The organism is Microbacterium sp. RURRCA19A (assembly GCF_900156455.1).
Lineage (GTDB): Bacteria > Actinomycetota > Actinomycetes > Actinomycetales > Microbacteriaceae > Microbacterium.
On sequence record NZ_FTNQ01000002.1, the window covers coordinates 557,865 to 577,796 of the forward strand.

Genomic DNA, 19,932 nt, shown 5'->3' on the forward strand with positions numbered 1-19,932 from the left:
GGCGGGGGCGACCAGCCTTGCCCCCGCCTCCCCTCCCCTCCGAAGGAATCCCCATGAACAAAGTCCTCGGCGACCGCCGCGCGATCGCGCTGCTGCTCGGGCCGGCGCTCCTCGTCTACACCCTCGTCATGCTCATCCCGGTGGTGTGGTCGCTCGGGTACACGCTCTTCGAGGGCAACGCGATCTCGGGATTCGAGTTCGTCGGCACCGACAACCTCGTGCGCCTGTTCACGGACCCGCGCGTCGCCGAGGCCCTGCGCTTCACGCTGCTCTACGCGGTGATCATCACCGCGGGGCAGGTGCTGCTCGGGTACCTGCTCGCGCTCTTCTACGTCTTCGTCCTCCGCAACCGCGGCAGCGTCGTCCGGACCCTGGTGTTCTTCCCCGTCATCATCCCCACCGTCGCCGTCGCCCTCATGTTCCAGAAGCTCTTCGAGGTGGCGCCGCAGACCGGCCCGGTGAACGCCCTGCTGAACGTCTTCGGGGTGGCATCCATCGACTGGTTCGGCAGCCCCGTCAGCGCGATCGTCGTCCTGGTGATCATGGATCTCTGGCGGTCGATGGGCTTCTACGCGGTCCTGCTCTACACGGGCCTGCTCGACATCCCCGACGACATCATGGAGTCCGCGCGCCTGGACGGCGCGAACGGCTGGCGCATGGTGCGCAGCATCGTGCTTCCGCTGTCGCTGCCGGTCCTGCTGTCGTCGATCATCTTCTCGATCAACGGCACCCTCAAGGTCTTCGACTCGATCGTGGCCCTGACCAACGGAGGCCCGGGAACGGCGACCACTCCGCTGACCCTCTACATGTTCCAGACCTCGTTCAGCTACGGCGAATACGGCTACGGCGCCTCGATCGCGCTGCTGCTGACGATCCTGTGCCTGATCGTGACCGTCTTCATCTTCCGGTCGTCTCGTCGCGACGTCACGAAGGGCTGATCCGCCATGTCCACCGCCACCCTTCCGACCTCCTCCGAACAGCTGCGTCCTCGACGCCGCCCGGCTTCGCGCGCGGGCTCGGTCCGCCGCATCCCCGGCACCGTCCTCATCGTCCTGCTGGTGGCGATCGAGGTGCTCCCGTTGCTCTGGCTGCTCATGAACTCCTTCAAGAGCCAAGACGAGTTCCTCAACGCCCCCACCTGGGCGCTCCCGCGCGAGCTGAACCTGCAGAACTACGTCGATGCCTGGGTCACCGGCAACATCGGCCAGTACCTCGGCAACAGCGTCGTCGCGGTGTTCCCCGCGCTGGCGCTCATGCTGCTGCTCGGCGTCGCCGCCGGGTTCGTGCTCGAGGTGATGGTGTTCCGCGGGCGGGGCGGCATCCTGCTGCTCTTCCTCGCGGGCATCATGGTGCCCGGCCAGATGATCCTGCTCCCGCTCTTCTCGGTGTACTTCCAGGCGGGCATCACCGGGTCACTGTGGCCGCTCATCATCACCTACACGGCGACGGGTCTGCCCCTCACGGTGTTCATGATGGCCACGTACTTCCGGGCGATCCCCCGGGAGGTGTTCGAGGCGTCGACGCTGGACGGGGCGTCGATCTTCCGGTCCTTCTTCTCGGTCGCGCTGCCCATGGCCCGCAACTCGATCGTCACCGTCGGTCTCGTGCAGTTCTTCTTCTTCTGGAACGACCTGCTCATCGCCCTGACGTTCACCAACTCGTCGCAGCTGCGGACGGTCCAGGTGGGACTGCTCAATTTCACCGGACAGTTCGGTGCGACGCAGTACGGCCCGCTGTTCGCGGCGATCTGCATCAACGTGTTCGGCATCCTGGCGATCTATCTCGTGCTCAACCAGCGCATCATGGCGGGCCTGGCCAGCGGCGCGGTGAAGGGATGACGGCCCCACCGTTCCTTCGCGCGGCAGTGATGACGGCGGTCGACACGACCGTCGTCGAGACCCGGCCCGTTCCCGCGCTCGCCCCGCACGAGGTGCTCGTCGAGGTCCGGTCCGTGGGCGTCTGCGGCTCGGACGTGCACTGGTACCGCGACGGACGCATCGGGTCGACACGGGTCGAGGATCCGCTCGTGCTCGGGCACGAGGCATCCGGGGTCATCGTCGCGGTCGGCGCCGAAGTGCGGGACTCCCGTGTGGGGCACCGTGTCGCGCTCGAGCCCGGCGTGCCGTGCGGGCGGTGCGGTCAGTGCCGATCGGGGCGTTACAACCTGTGCCCTGACGTGCGCTTCTTCGCGACCCCGCCCGTGGACGGGGCGTTCGCGACCCACGTCGCCCTCTCCTCGGACTTCGCCCACGACGTCCCCGATGCCCTCGACGACGACGAGGCGGCACTCATCGAGCCGCTCGCGGTCGCGCTGTGGGCCGCGCGGAAGGCGGGGATCGGGATCGGCGACCGCGTCCTCGTCAGTGGCGCGGGGCCCGTCGGTCTGCTCGTGCTGCAGGTGGCGCTCGCGGCGGGTGCCGAGGTGTGCGTGAGCGACGTGGCCGCGGAGCGTCTCGCAGTGGCCGCGGACCTGGGCGCGTCGACGACCGTCGACCCGCGTAGCGACCCGCTGCCCGCGGACCGCACGGTGCTCATCGAGTGCTCGGGAGTCGCCGCGGCCATCCGCGCCGGGATCGCGGCGCTGGCGCCGGCCGGTCGCGCCGTGCTGGTGGGCATGGCCGCGGACGGCGAGGTCACGCTCCCGCTCGATGTGCTCCAGTCGCGCGAGATCTCACTGACCGGCACGTTCCGCTACGCGAACCAGTACCCGGATGCCATCGCGCTCGCCGCGAGCGGACGGGTGGATCTGCGCCGCCTCGTGACGAGCGTGCACCCCCTCGGCGCCGTGCACGATGCCCTTCTTCTCCCCGGGCGCGATCGCGCCGCCCTCAAGCCCATGGTTCACCCGCAGCAGGATGAGATGACCACCGCATGACCGTAGACGTATCCCCCCTCACGTTCGAACACCTCCGCGATGCCCTCGGCATCGGCGTGGCTGCCCCGCGCGTGTCCTGGAAGACCACCGCCCCCGCCGGGTGGCGGCAGACCGGCTACGAGCTCGAGATCACGACCGCGCGCGGCGTCGAGACGTCCGGTCCCGTGCGCAGCGCCGAGTCGGTGCTGGTCGACTGGCCCTTCGCTCCGCTCGCCTCGCGCGAGGGCGCGATCCTCCGCGTGCGTCTCTTCGGCGACGACGACGTGGCGTCGGCGTGGTCTCCGCCGTCGCGGGTGGAGGCGGGACTGCTGGATGCCGCGGACTGGGTCGCCGGGGTCGTCGGGCCCGCGTGGGACGAGGATCCCGAGGAGCTGCGGCATCCGCCTCGCGTCCGTCGCGCGTTCGAGGTCGGGTCGGAGGTCCGGCGCGCGCGCCTGTACGTCTCGGCGCACGGTCTGTACGAGGTCGAGATCAACGGCCGCCGCGTGGGCGATGACGCGCTCTCCCCGGGCTGGACGGTCTACGGCGAGAGGCTCCGGTATTACACGTACGACGTGACCGAGCACCTCCGCGCGGGAGCGAACGCGATCGGCTCATGGCTTGCCGACGGCTGGTACCGCGGGCGCCTGGGGTTCCATGGCGGCTATCCGAACCTCTACGGCAGCGACATCGGTCTCATCGCGCAGCTCGAGATCGAGCACGTCGACGGCACACGGTCGGTCGTGGCGACGGATGCCGAATGGGAGGCGGCACCGAGCCCGATCGTGTCGACCGGCCTGTACGAGGGCGAGCACTTCGACGCGCGACGGGACGCCCCGGACTGGGCCACGGTCGAGGACCCGGCGTGGACGCCCGCGCGGCTCCTCCCGGTCGATCACGCGACGCTCGTGGCGCCCGAGGGCCCGCCCGTGCGGTGCACCGAGGAACTCGCTCCGGTCGAGGTGACGCGGTCGTCGACGGGGGCATGGGTCCTCGACTTCGGTCAGAACATCTCGGGACGCCTGCGCCTGTCGGTGGATGCCGAGCCGGGACACGTCATCACCCTCCGTCATGCCGAGGTGCTCCAGGATGGCGAGCTGTACACCCGGCCCCTCCGCGGGGCCGATGCCACCGACGTCCTCGTGCACGGTGGCGGGGCCCTGGAGTGGGAGCCGCGTTTCACGATCCACGGCTTCCGCTACGCCGAGGTCACGGGCTGGCCGGGCGACATCGCGCCCGGTGCGATCACCGCGCGGGTCTACCACACCGACATGGAGCGGACCGGATGGTTCTCGTCGTCGGATCCGCTGCTGAACCGCCTGCATGAGAACGTGCGGTGGTCGATGCGCGACAACTTCGTCGACATCCCCACCGACTGCCCGCAGCGCGACGAGCGACTGGGGTGGACCGGCGACCTCCAGGTGTTCGCGCCCGCGGCATCCTTCCTCTACGACTGTTCCGGAATGCTCCGCTCGTGGCTGCGCGACGTCGCCGTCGAGCAGCTGCCGGACGGCACCGTGCCCTGGTACGTGCCGGTCATCCCCGGCGGCGAGGAGTGGACGCCGATCCGCCCGGGCGCCGCGTGGGGCGACGTGGCGGTCCTGACTCCGTGGACGCTCTACCGGCAGTTCGGTGATGCGCGGATCCTCCGCGACCAGTACGACTCGGCGCGCAAGTGGGTCGATCTGGTCTCCCGGCTCGCGGGGCCCGCACGCCTGTGGAACACCGGCTTCCAGCTGGGTGACTGGCTCGACCCGGCGGCTCCGCCGCACGATCCCGCGGATGCCACGACCGATCGGTACCTCGTCGCGACGGCGTACTTCGCCTGGTCGAGCCGTCACCTCGCGAAGACGGCGGAGGTGCTCGGCCGCGCGGACGACGCGGCGATCTACGCACAGCTCGCGGACGAGGTGCGCGAGGCGTTCCGCCGCGAGTACGTGACGGCGTCGGGACTCCTCTCCAGCGACGCGCAGACCGCGTACGCCCTGGCCATCGAGTTCGAGCTGTACGCGGACACGGCGGAACGCGATGTCTGGGGTGCACGCCTGGCCGAGCTCGTCCGCGCCGGCGGCAACCGCATCGCGACGGGCTTCGCGGGGACCCCGCTGATCACCGACGCGCTCACGCGGTCGGGGCACGTCGACACCGCGTACGACCTCCTGCTCGAGAAGGAGTGCCCGTCGTGGATGTACACGGTGCTCTCGGGCGGCACGACCACGTGGGAACGCTGGGACAGCCTGCTCCCCGACGGCACGGTCAACCCCGGCGGCATGACGTCGTTCAATCATTTCGCGCTCGGCGCGGTGGCTGACTGGATCCACCGCACCGTCGGCGGACTGGCGCCGCTCGAGCCCGGATACCGGCGGATCGTCTTCGCGCCGCGTCCGGGGGGTGGGCTGACCCACGCGTCGGCGGAGCACGAGACGCCGTACGGACGCGCCGCGATCGCGTGGCGCGTCGCCGACGGTGAGCTGACGGTCGAGGTGCGCGTGCCGACGGGGGTGACCGGTGTGGTCGACCTTCCGGACGGCCGGCGATTCGAGGTGGCGTCGGGCCTGCACGAGTTCGCGGCGTCGGTGGGGGTCGTCGTCGGCGCGTGACGGAGAGAGCCGTCAGCTCCTGAGTTTGAGAACGGTTATCACTAACGATACAGTGGGGGTCATGACCCGACGCCTCCTCGCCCCTCTCGTCCTCGGCGCGGCCTCCGTGCTCGCCCTCGCCGGCTGCGCCGGCACCGCCCCGTCGGCCGGTGGCGCGACCGACGCATCCGGCAAGGTCTCTGTGGTGGCATCCACGGACGTCTACGGGTCGATCGCCGAGTCCATCGGAGGCGACTTCGTCGACGTGACGTCGATCATCACGTCGCCGACGCAGGACCCGCACGAGTACGAGGCGAGCGCGCAGGACCAGCTCACCCTCAAGGGGGCGCAGCTGGTCATCGAGAACGGCGCCGGCTACGACGCGTTCATGGAATCGCTCATCGACGCGAGCGGATCGTCCGCCGAGGTGCTCACCGCCGTGGAGTACAACCACGACTACCCCGGTGCCGAGTCGCACGACGATGCCAGCGCCGCGCCCAGCGAGAGCGCCGACGACCACGCCCACGCCGAGGGCGACGGTCACGACCACATCGAGGGCTTCAACGAGCACGTCTGGTACGACCCGCACACGGTCGAAGACCTCGCGAAGGCGATCGCCGAGCACCTCGGCGAGCTCGCGCCCGACCACGCGGCTGACTTCACCGCGAACGCCGACGCGTTCGTGCAGCAAGTGGCCGGCCTCGAGGACTCGCTCGGTCAGATCGAGGCCAAGGATGCCGGCGCGAAGGTCTTCGTCACCGAGCCCGTGCCCGTCTACCTCATCGAAGCCGCGGGCCTGGTGAACGCGACTCCCAACGAGTTCAGCGAGTCGGTCGAAGAGGGCCAGGACGTGCCGCCCGCGACCCTGCTGGAGTCGCTGCAGCTGATCGACTCCGGCCAGATCAAGGTCATGATCGTCAACCCGCAGACCGGTGGCGCCGAGACCACGCAGGTCATGGACGAGGCGAAGGCCAAGAGCATTCCGGTGCTGGAGTTCACCGAGACCCTCCCCGAGGGCCAGACTTACCTCTCGTGGATGCAGAGCAACATCACCGCGCTGTCGGACGCCCTGGCGGCGTGAGCGACACCGCCCCCCTGCGTATCCGCGGTGCCGCCCTCGAGCGGGGCGGGCGTGAGCTGTGGTCCGGGCTCGACCTCGAGGTCGGGCCCGGCGAGCTCGTTGCGGTGCTCGGGCCCAGCGGCTCGGGCAAGACGACGCTGCTGCGCGCCATCCTCGGGCTCGAGCGGCTGAGCGGCGGCACCATCGAGGCGCTCGGCTCGCCGGTCCGCCGCGCCGGCAACCGCCGCATCGGCTATGTCCCGCAGCAGCGGCCGTTGCCGCGCGAGACGCCGCTGCGCGGACGCGACATCGTCGGTCTCGGCGTCGACGGGCACCGATTCGGTCTGCCTCTCTCGCGGCGCAAGGACCGTGCGCGCATCGACGGACTGCTCGAGGCCGTCGGGGCGACCGCGTTCGCCGACCGTCCGGTCGGGCTGCTCTCCGGCGGGGAGCAGCAGCGGCTCCGCGTGGGGCAGGCCCTCGCCGACGACCCGCGGCTGCTGCTGTGCGACGAGCCGCTGACGAGCCTCGACCTGGCCAATCAGCAGGCCGTCGTGCGGCTGATCGACCGCCACCGTCGCGAGCGGGACGCGGCCGTCCTGCTGGTCACCCACGACGTCAATCCCGTGCTCGCCCACGTCGACCGCATCCTCTACATCGCTCACGGCCGCTTCACGCTCGGCACCCCCGAAGAGGTCCTGACATCCGAGACGTTGACCGCGCTGTACGGCGCGCCCGTCTTCGTGACCCGCGCCGGGGGACGACTCGTCGTCGTCGGAGCTCCGGACGCCGACGATGAGCACCACCATCACGACGAGGAAGACGCATGAACTGGTCCGACGTCGGAAACGCCCTGTTCGGCGGGGTGAGCCAGTACGGCGCGATCCTCGAACTGGTGCAGAACTCCGTCTACGCGGGCGCCGTGCTCGGCCTGGTCGGGGGACTCATCGGCGTGTTCGTGATGCAGCGCGACATGGCCTTCGCGGTGCACGGCATCAGCGAGCTCTCCTTCGCCGGCGCGGCGGTGGCGCTCCTCATCGGGGTCGACGTCGTCTCCGGCTCGATCGTGGGGTCGCTCATCGCGGCGGCGATCATCGGGCTGCTCGGAGCGCGCGCCCGCGACCGCAACTCGATCATCGGCGTGCTCATGCCGTTCGGTCTGGGTGTCGGCATCCTGTGCCTGTCGCTCTACAACGGCCGCAGCGCCACCCGGTTCAGCCTGCTCACCGGGCAGATCGTGTCGGTGCAGAGCGCCCAGCTCGGCTGGCTCGTCGTCATCGGGCTGATCGTGCTGCTGGCGCTGCTGATGATCTGGCGCCCGCTGCGCTTCGACTCGCTCGACCCGCAGTCCGCCGCCGCGCGCGGCGTCCCGACGACGGCCGTGTCGCTCGGGTTCATGCTGCTGCTCGGGCTCATCGTCGCCGTCGCGGTCCACATCATCGGCGCCCTGCTCGTGATGGCGTTGCTGGTCACGCCCGCCGCGGCGGCGATGCGGGTGGCATCCGGTCCCCTGTCGGTGCCGCTGCTGGCGGCGTCGTTCGGCTTCGTCTCCGCGGTCGGCGGCGTGCTCCTGGCCGTGGCGGGAACCCTTCCGGTGAGCCCGTACATCACCACGATCTCGTTCCTGATCTACCTCGTCTGCCGGGTGATCGGGGCGCGTCGCGACCGCACCACCCGGGCGGCGTAGTCCCCAGCCGATTCACCATCGGGCCTCGGTAGACTCGACCGCATGGTCCAGCGCAACACGTGGCAGCGCGAGCGCGTGCGCGAAGCGCTCGCGGGTGCGGGCGGCTTCGTCAGCGCCCAGTCGCTGCACGCGACCCTGCGCGACGAGAACACCGGCATCGGGCTGGCCACCGTGTACCGTGCGCTCGCGGGACTCGCGGCCCAGGGCGACGCCGATTCGCTGCAGAGCCCCGAGGGCGAGAACCTCTTCCGCGCGTGCGAGACCCGCGGACACCACCACCACCTGATCTGCCGCTCGTGCGGCGTCGCCGTCGAGATCGAGGCCGACGCCGTCGAGGAGTGGGCGCAGCGCACCGCCGCCCAGCACGGTTTCTCCCAGGCCGAGCACGTGGTCGACATCTTCGGTGTCTGCGCCGACTGCGCGCTCGCGCGCGCCCGTGAGCGTGGCGACGAGTAGTCGCATCGTCGCGTCGGCACCCCCGCGTTCCGGCGTCACGCGCACCCTCGTCGGCTTCGGCGTGGGCGCGGTCGTCGTTGCCGCGCTCTTCCTCATCGACGCGTTCGCCCCGACGTTCTTCACCGCCCCCCTGCCCACCCGCGCGCAAGACGGACTGACCCTCGCGCTCAGCGTCCTGATCGAGTCGTTGCCCTTCGTGGTGCTGGGCGTGCTGCTGTCGATCATCGTGCAGGTGTGGGTGCCGCCAGGGGCGATCGAACGGTGGATGCCACGCGCAGCGTGGGCGCGCCGGGCGGTGCTGTCGTTGCTCGGCATGCTCATCCCGGTGTGCGAGTGCGGCAACGTCCCGTTCGCGCGCGGGCTGCTCATGCGCGGCTTCCGGGTGTCGGACACGCTGACGTTCCTCGTGGCCGCGCCGATCGTGAACCCGATCGTCATCATCAGCACGCACGCCGCGTTCGGATTCAGCGACGGCATCCTCGTGGCACGCCTGGTCGGCGGGTTCCTCGTCGCGAACCTCATCGGCTGGCTGTACAGCCGGCATCCCGATCCCGACAAGCTCCTCACCGAGCGCTTCCTCGAGACGTGCGAGATCGTGGTCCAGGAGCGCGGCGGCCGGGGGCGCCGGTCGCTCGCGCAGCTCGTCGTCGAGCTCCGCTCGGTCATGCCGGCCCTCATCATCGGCTCGATGATCGCGGGCGCCGTGCAGGTGCTGATCCCGCGCAGCGCGCTGCTGGCGATCGGCTCCGACCCCGCCCTGTCGATCGCGGCGATGATGGTGCTGGCTGTCGTGGTGTCGCTGTGCTCGAACGTGGACGCGTTCTTCGCCCTGTCGTTCGCCTCGACCTTCACGCCGGGCTCGATCGTGGCGTTCCTGGTCGTCGGCCCGGTGGTCGACCTCAAGATGTACGCGCTGCTGCGCACGACCTTCACCACCCGCGTGCTCGTCGGGCTGACGGCGATCGTCGTGCTGTCGGCCTTCGCCCTGGGAACGGTGGTGAACCTCCTTGTCTAGAACGGGCGCTCTGGCCACCCGGTGGCTCGGCGTGGGGCTGACCGCGTGTCTCGCGGTCACCACGATCGCGCTGTGGATCACGGGTCGCATCTCGCTGTACGTCAACCCCGACTCGGCCTGGTTCGCCGTCGGGATGTCGGTCGTCGCCCTGCTCGGCGCGATCGCGACGTTCGCGCTCCCGCTCGGGGCGGAGGCCGACCACGGCCACGATCACGAGCACGGGCATTCCGTCGCGCCCGCCCGCGCGCGCCGCGAGGCCTTCGCGCACGCGGACCACGACCACGGCGATGCCCCCGACGCCCACGACGCCGCCGCCCACGATCACCTCGCCGCGCGGCCCCGCCTCACGGTGGCCGGTCTCGCGGCATTCAGCGGCGGCCTCATCGCGTCCGGAGTGGTGGTGGCCGTGCTGCTGACCCCGCCCGCCTCGCTGTCGGCCGAGCTCGCCGTCTCGCGCGACGTCGGGGCTCCGCCGCTGTTCGTCGGCTCGGACGTGGTGACCCTCGCCGCGTCGGGCGACACCTCGAAGTTCGGCATCGGCGACTGGTCGGCGGTCTTCGCGCACGCGACCAATCCCGAGACCTTCGACGGCAAGCCCGTGACCCTGACCGGGTTCATCACCCCCGGGCAGGACGGCGCGAGCTTCGACCTCACGCGCCTGGTCATCACGCACTGCGTCATCGACGCCCAGACGGCGCGGCTGCCGATCACCGCGACGGGGTCCGCTCCGTCGACCGGGCAGTGGGTGACGGTGACCGGAACCGTCCGGTCCACCGGCGACGGCGCGCTCGAGGTGCACGCCGACCAGGTCGCCGCGATCGACGAGCCGGCGGATCCGTATGAGTACTGACTCTCGTCGTGCCCGCACGCGCCGACGTCGCGGTCGCGGATACCTGCTCGCCTTCGCCGCGGTGATCGGCGCCCTCGTCCTCGTGGGCGGCGTGGGCGGCGTCGTCTCGGTGGCGCAGGGCCCGCGGGTGACGGACGTGCAGGTCGATCCCGCCGCCGCCGTCGCGGCATCCGGGGCCCGCGTCATCCTCACCACGACCCAGTCGCTCGAGAAGATCGACGTCTCCCAGGTCCAGGTCGAGCCGGCGACGCCGTTCACCGTCGACACGTCCGGCCGGAGCGTCGGGATCCGCTTCACGCTGCCCCTGCGTGACGACTCCGACTACACCGTGACCGTGAACGGCGTGAAGGGCCTCGGCGCGGGGCCCGCCTCGACGTTGACCGAGACCTTCCGCACTCCTCCGCTGTCGGCGTTCCTCATGCAGCGGGGCACGGCCGACGGCGACACGATCTTCCGCACCGACCTCCGGGGCGATGCCGGGTTGCCGGTGTTCACCCACGAGCACATCGAAGACTTCCGGGCCACCGCGAACCACCTCGTCATCTCGGTGCGCGAGGGCGACCGTGCGCGGGTCATCGTGACGGACCTCGACGGACAGAACGCCCGCGACATCGCCCTGCCGGGGCCCGGGTTCGTCTCGAACCTGCAGTCGGCCGACCGTGGCGAGCGCATCGGGTTCACCTTCTCGGATGCCACCCTGGGCACCGCCGGGGGGCGCGAGAGCAAGCTGTTCACGGCGTCGGCCGCGGACGATGCGCCGCCGGTGGAGATCGGTCTCAACGGCGGTGACGTGCGCGTGGGCGACTGGCGGTTCGTGCCCGACACCGACAGCATGCTCGTGCTGACGTTCGACTCGCGACTGCTGCTCACCGACGCGCAGGGCGGGAACGCCGCCCCGCTGGGGAGCGCCCTGTCGATCGACGGCATCGCGCGAGGATCCTCGGTCGCGATCGTCGAGCGGCTCGAGGGCATCCGCGAGATCAACCTGACCGACGGTTCCGAGCAGCCGCTCGAAGACCCCGTCGACCCGCCGGGGATGCCGGGTCGGGCGACGCCGGTCCCGGGGACGGGCGCTGGCACGATCCGGTCGTTCGCCGACATCGGCTCCGACGGCGCCTACCGCGCCACGACGATCGGGCACGTCGACACCGACGGCACCGTGCGACCGTTGCTCGAGGTTCCCGGCACCGACACGGTGCTGCAGACGTGCGTGTCGCCGAGCGGACGCTACGCCGCGGTGCTGGTCGCGCCGAAGGCCGTCGACAATCCCTTCGACCGCTATCAGCTGCCCCTGCCCGGGCGGCTGCAGACCCACCTGGTCGAGATCGACTCGGGTCAGGAGGTCGCGGCCCTGCAGGGGTTCGACCTGTCGTGGTGCCAGGTGCCGCCCGGATGACGCGACCCGCCACGCGCGACGATCTCGCGGGGCTTCCGGTCGAGGTCGCGCCGTCGCTGCTCGGCGCCCGTCTCGAGACCGTCGTCGACGGCGAGACCGTTCTGCTGCGCATCAGCGAGGTCGAGGCGTACCACGGGCTCGGGACGGGGGACCGCTCCGATCCCGGCTCGCACGCGCGCAGCGGTCCCACGGCGCGCAACGCGACGATGTGGGGCGAACCCGGTCACCTCTACGTGTACCTGAGCCATGGCATCCATTCCTGCGTCAACGTCGTGTGCGGCCCCGACGGCGTCGCCGGCGGTGTGCTGCTGCGCGGCGGCGAGGTGATCCAGGGCGTCGACGTCGCCGACCGACGTCGGCGTGAGCGCGGAGGCGTCGTCCGGACGCCGCGCGACCTCGCCCGCGGACCGGGACGCCTGGGGGATGCCGTGGGCCTGCGGCATCCGATCCACGACGGGATCGACGCCGTCACGGGCGCCGAACGGGCGGGTGCCCGCGCGCGGCTGTTCCTCCCCGACGAACCCGCGGCGCCGACGACGGGACCACGGGTGGGCGTGGCCGGGGTCGCGGGGACGGATGCCTTCCCGTGGCGGTTCTGGATCGGCGGCGACCCGACGGTGTCGACCTTCCGATGGGGGCGGGGAGCGGCGGAAGCCGCCGCCCGTCAAGGCGACACGCCGGGCGTGCTAGACTGAACGCTTGTCTGCGCGCACTCCAGCACGCAGTACGTACCCCTTCTTCCGATCCCGGCCTCGCGCTGTGCCCGGAACGGGGTGCAGACAAGGGATCTTGGGTGACACCGTCCGGTGTCACGGTACAGAAGGAGACATCACCATGGCAGCAGTGTGCCAGGTGACTGGAGCGGTTCCCGGCTTCGGTCACAACATCTCGCACTCGCACCGCCGGACGAAGCGCCGCTTCGACCCGAACGTGCAGAAGAAGACCTACTTCGTTCCGTCGCTGGGTCGCAACATCAAGCTCAACGTTTCGGCGAAGGGCATCAAGGTCATCGACGCCCGCGGTATCGAGGCCGTCGTCCGTGACCTGCAGGCGAAGGGCGTGAAGCTGTAATGGCGAAGAAGGCTCAGGACGTCCGTCCGATCATCAAGCTGCGTTCGACCGCCGGCACGGGGTACACCTACGTGACGCGCAAGAACCGCCGCAACAACCCCGACCGCATCGTGCTGAAGAAGTACGACCCCGTGGTCCGCAAGCACGTCGACTTCCGAGAGGAGCGCTAAGCACATGGCTAAGAAGAGCAAGATCGCGCGCAACGAGCAGCGCAAGGTCGTCGTCGAGCGCTACGCCGCGAAGCGCGCCGAGCTGAAGAAGACCCTGGTCGACCCCAACGCGACCGACGAGGCCCGCGAGGCCGCCCGCGTGGGCCTGCAGAAGCTGCCCCGCAACGCGTCGCCCGCCCGCGTGCGCAGCCGCGACGTCATCGACGGCCGCCCCCGTGGCGTCCTCACGAAGTTCGGCGTCTCGCGCGTCCGCTTCCGCGACATGGCCCACCGTGGCGAGCTGCCCGGCGTGACCAAGTCGAGCTGGTAAGCACCCGCACCACCGCGAAGGGCGGGGGTCCCGAGAGGGATTCCCGCCCTTCGTCGTTCTCCGGCCCGCTCCGCGGCGGACCGTCGAGCGGAGAACGTCGGGGACACCCCGGGCCGTGGCATCCTGAACCGACGTGTCGACCACGGACTCCGCTCGACGGCTCGCCCCCGCCGCGACCGCGCTCGCGGCTCCGCCACGGTGCGGCCTCGGCGGCGTCTCGCACGCCCCAGAGGGCACTCCGGCCCCACGCGGCGCGCGACACGCCGGTACGCAAAGGGCGAAATCGGTCAAAATCCGCGTAATTCCGCGGTTCGGTTGATACTGTCGAGGCGGTCTCCCGACCACCGAGGGGAATCTCTCCTCGTCCGATGTAACGAGAGGCGACCCGACCGTCGCCTGGAGGACAAACCACATGGCCGACAAGTCCATCACCAAGACCGAGCTCGTCGCGAGCATCGCCAGCGCGACCGGACAGAGCCAGTCCGCCGTGTCGAGCGTGCTCGACTCCCTCTTCTCCACCGTCTCCGAGGCGGTCGCCAAGGGCAGCAAGGTCTCGATCCCCGGCTGGATCGCGTTCGAGCAGGTCGCCACGTCGGCCCGCACCGGCCGCAACCCCCAGACGGGCGAGGAGATCTCGATCCCCGCGGGCAAGCGCGTCAAGGTCACCGCCGGCTCGAAGCTGAAGGCTGCCGTCAAGTAAGACGACGCGAGCTGTCGAGAGGGGGGATGCCGGTGGCATCCCCCCTCTTGTGTTCCCGCGCGACGTAGGCTTGGGGGGTGAATCCCCGAGCCCTGCGCGTGGCCGGACCCGTCTTCCTGGTCGTGGTCTCGGTGATCTGCGTCGTCGCAGGTCTCGCCTACGGCGGCGGCGCGGCGCCGACGCTCCTGGCCGATCCCGGCCCCTTCGTCCGGTGGGGCCTTCCCGTCGCCACGCTCGTGGTCAACCTGTCGGCGGCGACCATGGTCGGCGCGCTCGTGCTGGCGCTGTTCGCTCTGCCCGCGGGGGAGCGGCCGTTCGAGATCGCTCTGGACACGGCATCCATCGGCGCGGCGGTCTTCACCGTCTCGGCCGCGGCCACCGGGTTCCTGACGTTCCTGAACGTCATCAACGCGACCCCGACGCTCGACCCGCTCTTCGGCCAGCAGCTCGGGCGCTTCCTCGTCGAGACCGAGGTGGGCCCCGCGTGGCTGATCACGACGATCGCCGGCGCGGTCCTCACGGTGCTCACGTTCGCGGTGCGGACGTGGATTCCCACGCTGCTGGTCGCGCTCCTCGCCCTCGCCTCGCTGATCCCGATGGGCACGCAGGGCCACGCCGGCACCGAGGCCAGCCACACCGCCGCGGTCACGTCGCTGGTGCTGCACATCCTCGCCGCCGCCGTCTGGCTCGGCGGCCTCATCCTGCTGGTCGTCGTGCGTCCCGCGATGAGCCGTCCGCAGCTGCAGACGACGCTGCTGCGATACTCCTCGATCGCCCTGGTCGCGTTCCTCGTCGTGGCGATCTCGGGCACCGTGCGCGCCTCGATCGGCCTGGTCGGATGGCAGAACCTCCTGTCGCCGTACGGCATCCTGGTCCTGGTCAAAGTGACCGCGCTCGTGGCGATGGGCATCCTCGGTGCCTGGTACCGCCAGCGCCTCATCGCCCGGATGAGCGACGACGAGGGTTCGCGTCGCTTCTGGGGCGTCGTCCTGCTCGAGCTGGTGTTCATGGGCGTCGCGAGCGGAATCGCGGTCGCCCTTGCACGCACGCCCCCGCCCGCCGCCGACCTGCCGCTGATCGGGACGACTCCCGCGGAGGTGCTGACGGGGTCGCCCCTTCCGCCGGAGTTCACGCTCGACCGGTGGTTCACCGCGTGGGACATCGACCTGCTATGGGCGTTCGTCGCGGGCTTCGGCCTGTTCTTCTACCTCGCCGGCGTGTGGCGTCTCCGTCGTCGCGGCGATTCCTGGCCGGTCCACCGCACGATCCTGTGGTCGCTCGGCATGCTGGCGATCTTCTGGGTCACGTCGGGCCCGCTGAACGTGTACCAGGACTACCTGTTCAGCGTCCACATGATCGAGCACATGCTGCTGTCGATGGCGATCCCGCTCCTGCTGGTCGCCGGAGCCCCGGTGACGCTCGCCGCGCGGGCGATCCGCAAGCGCGACGACGGGTCGCGCGGTGGTCGCGAGTGGATCCTGTGGGCCGTGCACAACCCGGTCGCGAAGGTCCTCACGAACCCGTTCGTGGCGGCGGGGCTGTTCATCGTCTCGTTGTGGGCGTTCTACTACACCGACCTGTTCCGCTGGTCGCTGTACGACCACGTCGGCCACATCTGGATGGTCGCGCACTTCCTCATCACCGGGTACCTGTTCGTGCTGAGCCTCATCGGCATCGATCCGGTGCCCTACCGCCTGCCCTACCCGGGGCGTCTTCTCATCCTGATCGCGGTCATGGCGATGCACGCCTTCTTCGGCATCGCGATCATGATGAACTCCGGCCTCATGGCGGCCGAATGGTTCGGATCGATGGGGCGGACGTGGGGCGCCACCCCGCTGGAAGACCAGTACACCGGTGGCGGCGTCGCGTGGAGCGTCGGCGAGATCCCGACCCTGATCCTCGCGATCACCGTCGCGATCCAGTGGAGCCGCAGCGACGAGCGGCAGCAGCGACGCCGCGACCGGCACGTGGACCGGGTGGGCGACGTCGAGCTGGACGAGTACAACGCCGAGCTGCAGCGGCTGGCTCAGCGCGACGCCCGCGCGGCCGAACGCGCCGCGGCGAAGGGCCGCTGAGGCGGCAGCCGGCACAGTCGCCGAGGGGACGGCATCCGCGCCGTCGACGGAGACCGGGAAGCGGAATGCGTCGCGCCCGCTAGTCTCGACATGCCCGCCACCGGGGCGGTGGGGGCGTCATCGAGGAGGATGCCGTGAACTCGGTCCAGGGGCGGATCCATCCCGATTTCGCGTCCGTGAGCGAGCGTCTCGCGGAGTGGTCCTCCGCCGACCCGGACTACGGTGCGCAGGTGTGCGTCCTCGTCGGCGACGAGGTCGTGGTCGACCTGACCTGCGGGCCGGGTGCGGATGCCATCACCGGCGTGTATTCGGTGACCAAGGGCGTGGCGGGCACCGTGATCGCTCTGCTCCTCGGGGAGCGCGAGCTCCAGCTCGACCGTCCCGTCGCGCACTACTGGCCGGAGTTCGCCGCGGCGGGGAAGGCCGACATCACGGTCCGCGAGCTGTTGTCGCATCAAGCGGGCCTGCCCGCGACCGACGACGGAATCCGGCCCGAGGACGCGCTCGACTCGCGCACGGGAGCTGAGCGCCTCGCCCGACAGCGGCCCCTCTGGCGACCGGGGAGCGGATTCGGGTATCACGGCATCACGATCGGCATCCTGATGGAGGAGCTGGTGCGCCGGATCACCGGGCAGGAGCTGCAGGCGGTCTATGACGACCGCATCCGATCTCCGCGTGACATCGACTTCTATCTCGGCCTGCCCGACTCTCAGGCCGCGCGCTACGTCGACCCGCGACCGGCGCTCGTGGGCGATGCCCCCGATCCGGGCCCGCGCGACAACCTCTTCGCGGCCTCCTTCGGCCCGGTCGGCCAGGCGGGCGATGCGCTCCTGAACGGGTTCGGTCCGCACACCCCGGCGGTCCGTCGCCGGGGGACGGCGGCGGCGGGCGGGGTCGGATCCGCGCGCGGGCTCGCCCGGCTGTACGCGGCGACCCTCGGGTACATCGGTGATCCGATCGCCCCGCCGGACACGTTCGCCGACATGGGGCAGATGCACGTGCGCGGCCGGGATCTCGTGCTCGACATCCCGCTGAGTTTCGGCGTCGTCTTCATGAAGCCCCACGCGGACATGCCGTTCGGGAGCTTCCGCGCCTACGGTCACGACGGTGCGGGTGGGGCGATCGCCTTCGCCGACCCGGCGCACGGACTTTCGTTCGGCTACATCCCCACGCGGATGACGATTCCCGGCGGGGTCGACGCTCGCGCGATCGAGCTCTCGAGCCTCGCGCGCGTGGCCGTCGGACGAGCGCGGCGGCCACGCTGACTCAGCGGGGCGCGGCGAGGGTCTGCACGATGGCGACGGCCGCCAGCTGACCCGCCGCGATCGCGGCGGCGAGGGTGGCCATGGGGCCGGGGAAGTGGTCGGCGTGCGCCATGTCGCCGACGGCGAACACCCGCTCCACGCTCGTGCGCCCGAACGGGTCGACCCGGACGGCCCCCGACTCCTGCAGCGCCAGGCCGAGGTCCTCGGCGAACGGTGCCCGCTGACGGGGCGCGGGGCCGATGAATGCTCCGGCGACGGAGAGCGTCGAGGCGTCGTCGAGCACGAGGCGCAGCCCGTCGTCCGCTGTTTCCACGCGCGTCACCCGCGCGGGATCGAGCACGAACACCTCGGATGCCACGGGCGCCAGCATGCCCCGGAGCATCTGCGCGTGCGGGGAGGCGTTCAGGATCGCGACGGGGCGTCCTGCGAACTCGTGCCCGTGGCAGAACGGGCAGTTCGCGACGAGATCCCCCCAGTGCTCCGCGAGTCCCGGAACGGGCGGGAGCTCGTCGGCGAGGCCCGTCGCGAGTACGAGATGCCCGGCGCGCAGTGTCTCGCCCGCGACCTCCACCCGCACGCCGTGGGGGTCGGCCGCGACCGCGGTGGCGGTGGCATCCCGCACCTCCACCGACGCGTAGGCCGCGAGCTCGGCGCGGCCGCGGCGGCGCAGGTCGGCGGGGGACTCGCCGTCGTGGCCGAGGAGGTTGTGCGCGTGGGCGACCGTGGCGTTGCGGTACTCGCCGGAGTCCAGCAGCACGGTGCGCCGATGCATGCGGCCCAGGGTGAGCGCGGCCTGGAGCCCTGCCGGGCCGCCGCCGATGATGATGGCCTCGTACATGACGGGCTCCTTCCGTTTGCGTTCGCGACCATGGTGTGACTTCATGTCGACATGAAGTCAAGTGGCGAGAGCATCGGCGACGCGGCGGCGCGGTTCGGGCTGGACACCCACGTGCTCCGGCACTGGGAGGATGCCGGGCTCTTGCACCCCGCGCGCGACGACGCCGATCGACGCCGGTACGCGGATGCCGATCTGGTGCGGATCGCGGTGATCCTCCGCAACAAGGCCGCGGGGATGTCCCTCGACCAGATCCGTGTGCTCCTCGACGAGGACGCCCCCGATCGGCATCGCGTGCTCGAGGAGCACGTGGCCGAGCTCGACCGCCGCGCCGACGAGATCGCGCAGGCGCGGGCGATGACCGCGCACGCCCTCCGGTGTCGCTCGCACGACATCACGCAGTGCCCGCGTTTCCGCAGCCACGTCGAGGACGTCCTCGAGGGCACCGCGCGCTGGCGCGTCGTCAACACCGAGCCGCCGTCCTGAGCACGCCCCGCGGCGAAGGGTCGCTGAGGCGGAGCCCGGTCAGTCCAGGCTTCCGCCGATCGAGATGGATGCCGACCCGTCGGGCTGCACCGAGATCTGCCCGTCCACGGTGAAGGGCACGTCGTCCTCCACGGTACGGACGGACCCGTCGAAGATCGAGCGGATGTCGACCTCGATGTGCGCCGTAGCCTTCGCCGACGGGATGCGCCAGCCGGCCCCGTCGGGGACGACCGAGACCGTCGGCTGCTCGACGATCGTCCAGGTCGGCGCGCCGTCGATCCGATTGCGGACCGTGAATCCGAACGGACATCCCGTGGGCTGCAGGACCTTCTGCTCGGCGCAGCCCGTGAGGAAATCCTCGACGCGCTGCTGCACCACCGAGACGAACTCCTCCGTGGGCTCGGCCTGCACGTCGACGGGAACGCCGGTCAGCGGGGAGTCGGCGAGGATCGCGACACCCGGGGTGGCCGAGATCGGCGTGTCGACCGCGACCGAGTACAGCCCGGGCGAGAACACCAGCAGGGGCACGGCCGCCGAGGGATCGGCATCCACGCCGTCGACGGAGACCTGGCGTTTGTCCACGTCGAAGCCGTTGACCGAGAAGCGCATCGATCCGCGCACACTGAGGTCGACGACGGCGAGGGGACTCACGTCGAATCGCCAGCGCGGCACGACGCCCATCCAGCCGTCCTGACGGACCGCGAACGTCGTGCGGCCATCGTAGGAACCGGCGCGGTACTCGACGGTGACGCGGGTGACGTCGTCGACGACGGTCTCGGCGGTGACGTGCGCCGTGGTGATCGTCTGCAGGGCGTCGGTGCGGAGGAGGGCATCGGATGCCGTGGCGGGCAGCCCCGCGTTCTGGAGCTCGGTCGAGTCGACGGCGACGCCGGGAACGGCGAGAGCCTCGGCGGCGTTCCGATCCTGCAGGAGCTCGAGGTAGTGCAGCACGAACGCGCGCGGGCTGTACAACTCGCGGTAGGCCGCCGCCGCCCCCGCCCCGAGTGCGGCGAGGAGCAGGACGCCGACGACGCCGAGGATCGTGAGGTCGCGCGCGAGGTGGCGCGGGCGCGCGACGACATCCTCGGATGCCGTCGGTGCCCCCGCCGCGCTGTTCACGGTC

Annotated in this window: 21 protein-coding genes; 19 read left to right on the forward strand and 2 right to left on the reverse strand. The window is 70.9% G+C overall.

Translation table 11 applies throughout. The features are described from left to right. The first annotated feature begins 53 nt into the window (after window positions 1-53). The 18 genes from BW982_RS10535 (at window position 54) to BW982_RS10620 (ending at window position 17,488) form a co-directional block, all read left to right on the forward strand. Entirely contained in the window at window positions 54-938 is an 885-nt protein-coding gene (locus tag BW982_RS10535; RefSeq protein WP_076493024.1) for a carbohydrate ABC transporter permease, read from the forward strand. Window positions 939-944: 6 nt separating this feature from the next. Beyond that, entirely contained in the window at window positions 945-1,838 is an 894-nt protein-coding gene (locus tag BW982_RS10540) for a carbohydrate ABC transporter permease (RefSeq protein WP_076493025.1), read from the forward strand. Next, window positions 1,835-2,875, forward strand: coding sequence for an NAD(P)-dependent alcohol dehydrogenase (locus tag BW982_RS10545; RefSeq protein ID WP_076493027.1), 1,041 nt, complete (start codon window positions 1,835-1,837; stop codon window positions 2,873-2,875). Before BW982_RS10540 ends, BW982_RS10545 begins: the two co-directional genes overlap by 4 nt. After that, the gene (locus BW982_RS10550) at window positions 2,872-5,454 is read left to right on the forward strand and encodes a glycoside hydrolase family 78 protein (RefSeq protein WP_076493029.1); all 2,583 of its coding nucleotides are present in this window, start codon (window positions 2,872-2,874) and stop codon (window positions 5,452-5,454) included. Before BW982_RS10545 ends, BW982_RS10550 begins: the two co-directional genes overlap by 4 nt. 61 nt (window positions 5,455-5,515) lie before the next feature. Next, entirely contained in the window at window positions 5,516-6,514 is a 999-nt protein-coding gene (locus tag BW982_RS10555; protein WP_076493030.1) for a metal ABC transporter solute-binding protein, Zn/Mn family, read from the forward strand. Continuing rightward, complete coding sequence (locus BW982_RS10560) at window positions 6,511-7,323, forward strand: metal ABC transporter ATP-binding protein (protein WP_076493032.1); 813 nt, start codon at window positions 6,511-6,513, stop codon at window positions 7,321-7,323. The genes BW982_RS10555 and BW982_RS10560 overlap by 4 nt, the downstream gene beginning before the upstream one ends. Continuing rightward, window positions 7,320-8,180 carry a metal ABC transporter permease gene (locus BW982_RS10565; protein WP_076493034.1) on the forward strand — a complete coding sequence of 287 codons (861 nt, stop codon included), beginning with the start codon at window positions 7,320-7,322 and terminating at the stop codon, window positions 8,178-8,180. The genes BW982_RS10560 and BW982_RS10565 overlap by 4 nt, the downstream gene beginning before the upstream one ends. Before the next feature lie 42 nt (window positions 8,181-8,222). Continuing rightward, window positions 8,223-8,636: a Fur family transcriptional regulator gene (locus BW982_RS10570; RefSeq protein ID WP_076493036.1), complete on the forward strand. Its 414-nt coding sequence runs from the start codon at window positions 8,223-8,225 to the stop codon at window positions 8,634-8,636. Window positions 8,637-8,640: 4 nt separating this feature from the next. Then, window positions 8,641-9,651, forward strand: coding sequence for a permease (locus tag BW982_RS10575; RefSeq protein ID WP_076493681.1), 1,011 nt, complete (start codon window positions 8,641-8,643; stop codon window positions 9,649-9,651). Further along, window positions 9,644-10,501: a TIGR03943 family putative permease subunit gene (locus tag BW982_RS10580; protein ID WP_083696638.1), complete on the forward strand. Its 858-nt coding sequence runs from the start codon at window positions 9,644-9,646 to the stop codon at window positions 10,499-10,501. Before BW982_RS10575 ends, BW982_RS10580 begins: the two co-directional genes overlap by 8 nt. Further along, window positions 10,491-11,897, forward strand: a complete 1,407-nt coding sequence (locus tag BW982_RS10585) for a hypothetical protein (protein WP_076493038.1) — start codon at window positions 10,491-10,493, stop codon at window positions 11,895-11,897. The genes BW982_RS10580 and BW982_RS10585 overlap by 11 nt, the downstream gene beginning before the upstream one ends. Then, a complete protein-coding gene (locus BW982_RS10590) occupies window positions 11,894-12,592 on the forward strand; it encodes a DNA-3-methyladenine glycosylase (protein ID WP_076493040.1) in 699 nt (232 codons plus the stop codon). Before BW982_RS10585 ends, BW982_RS10590 begins: the two co-directional genes overlap by 4 nt. Before the next feature lie 139 nt (window positions 12,593-12,731). Beyond that, window positions 12,732-12,968 carry a 50S ribosomal protein L28 gene (rpmB, locus tag BW982_RS10595; protein WP_013584774.1) on the forward strand — a complete coding sequence of 79 codons (237 nt, stop codon included), beginning with the start codon at window positions 12,732-12,734 and terminating at the stop codon, window positions 12,966-12,968. Continuing rightward, complete coding sequence (gene rpmG, locus BW982_RS10600) at window positions 12,968-13,138, forward strand: 50S ribosomal protein L33 (RefSeq protein WP_013584775.1); 171 nt, start codon at window positions 12,968-12,970, stop codon at window positions 13,136-13,138. The genes rpmB and rpmG overlap by 1 nt, the downstream gene beginning before the upstream one ends. Window positions 13,139-13,142: 4 nt before the next feature. Continuing rightward, window positions 13,143-13,448 carry a 30S ribosomal protein S14 gene (gene rpsN, locus BW982_RS10605; protein WP_022878196.1) on the forward strand — a complete coding sequence of 102 codons (306 nt, stop codon included), beginning with the start codon at window positions 13,143-13,145 and terminating at the stop codon, window positions 13,446-13,448. 412 nt (window positions 13,449-13,860) lie between these two features. Further along, window positions 13,861-14,148 (forward strand): HU family DNA-binding protein, encoded by a 288-nt coding sequence (locus BW982_RS10610; protein WP_022878194.1) that lies wholly within the window; start codon window positions 13,861-13,863, stop codon window positions 14,146-14,148. A 77-nt stretch (window positions 14,149-14,225) separates the two neighbouring features. Continuing rightward, window positions 14,226-16,223 (forward strand): bifunctional copper resistance protein CopD/cytochrome c oxidase assembly protein, encoded by a 1,998-nt coding sequence (locus BW982_RS10615; protein ID WP_076493042.1) that lies wholly within the window; start codon window positions 14,226-14,228, stop codon window positions 16,221-16,223. Between the two features lie 134 nt (window positions 16,224-16,357). Beyond that, a complete protein-coding gene (locus tag BW982_RS10620; protein WP_076493044.1) occupies window positions 16,358-17,488 on the forward strand; it encodes a serine hydrolase domain-containing protein in 1,131 nt (376 codons plus the stop codon). Between the two features lies 1 nt (window position 17,489). Here the strand turns inward: BW982_RS10620 and BW982_RS10625 are convergent, their stop codons facing one another. Next, window positions 17,490-18,326 (reverse strand): NAD(P)/FAD-dependent oxidoreductase, encoded by an 837-nt coding sequence (locus BW982_RS10625; protein ID WP_076493046.1) that lies wholly within the window; start codon window positions 18,324-18,326, stop codon window positions 17,490-17,492. Window positions 18,327-18,377: 51 nt separating this feature from the next. Here BW982_RS10625 and BW982_RS10630 point away from each other — a divergent pair, with 51 nt between their 5' ends. Continuing rightward, the gene (locus BW982_RS10630; protein ID WP_076493048.1) at window positions 18,378-18,809 is read left to right on the forward strand and encodes a MerR family transcriptional regulator; all 432 of its coding nucleotides are present in this window, start codon (window positions 18,378-18,380) and stop codon (window positions 18,807-18,809) included. Window positions 18,810-18,848: 39 nt separating this feature from the next. Here BW982_RS10630 and BW982_RS10635 read toward each other — a convergent pair whose 3' ends face one another. Next, a complete protein-coding gene (locus tag BW982_RS10635; protein ID WP_076493050.1) occupies window positions 18,849-19,928 on the reverse strand; it encodes a hypothetical protein in 1,080 nt (359 codons plus the stop codon). Between the last annotated feature and the right edge of the window lie 4 nt (window positions 19,929-19,932).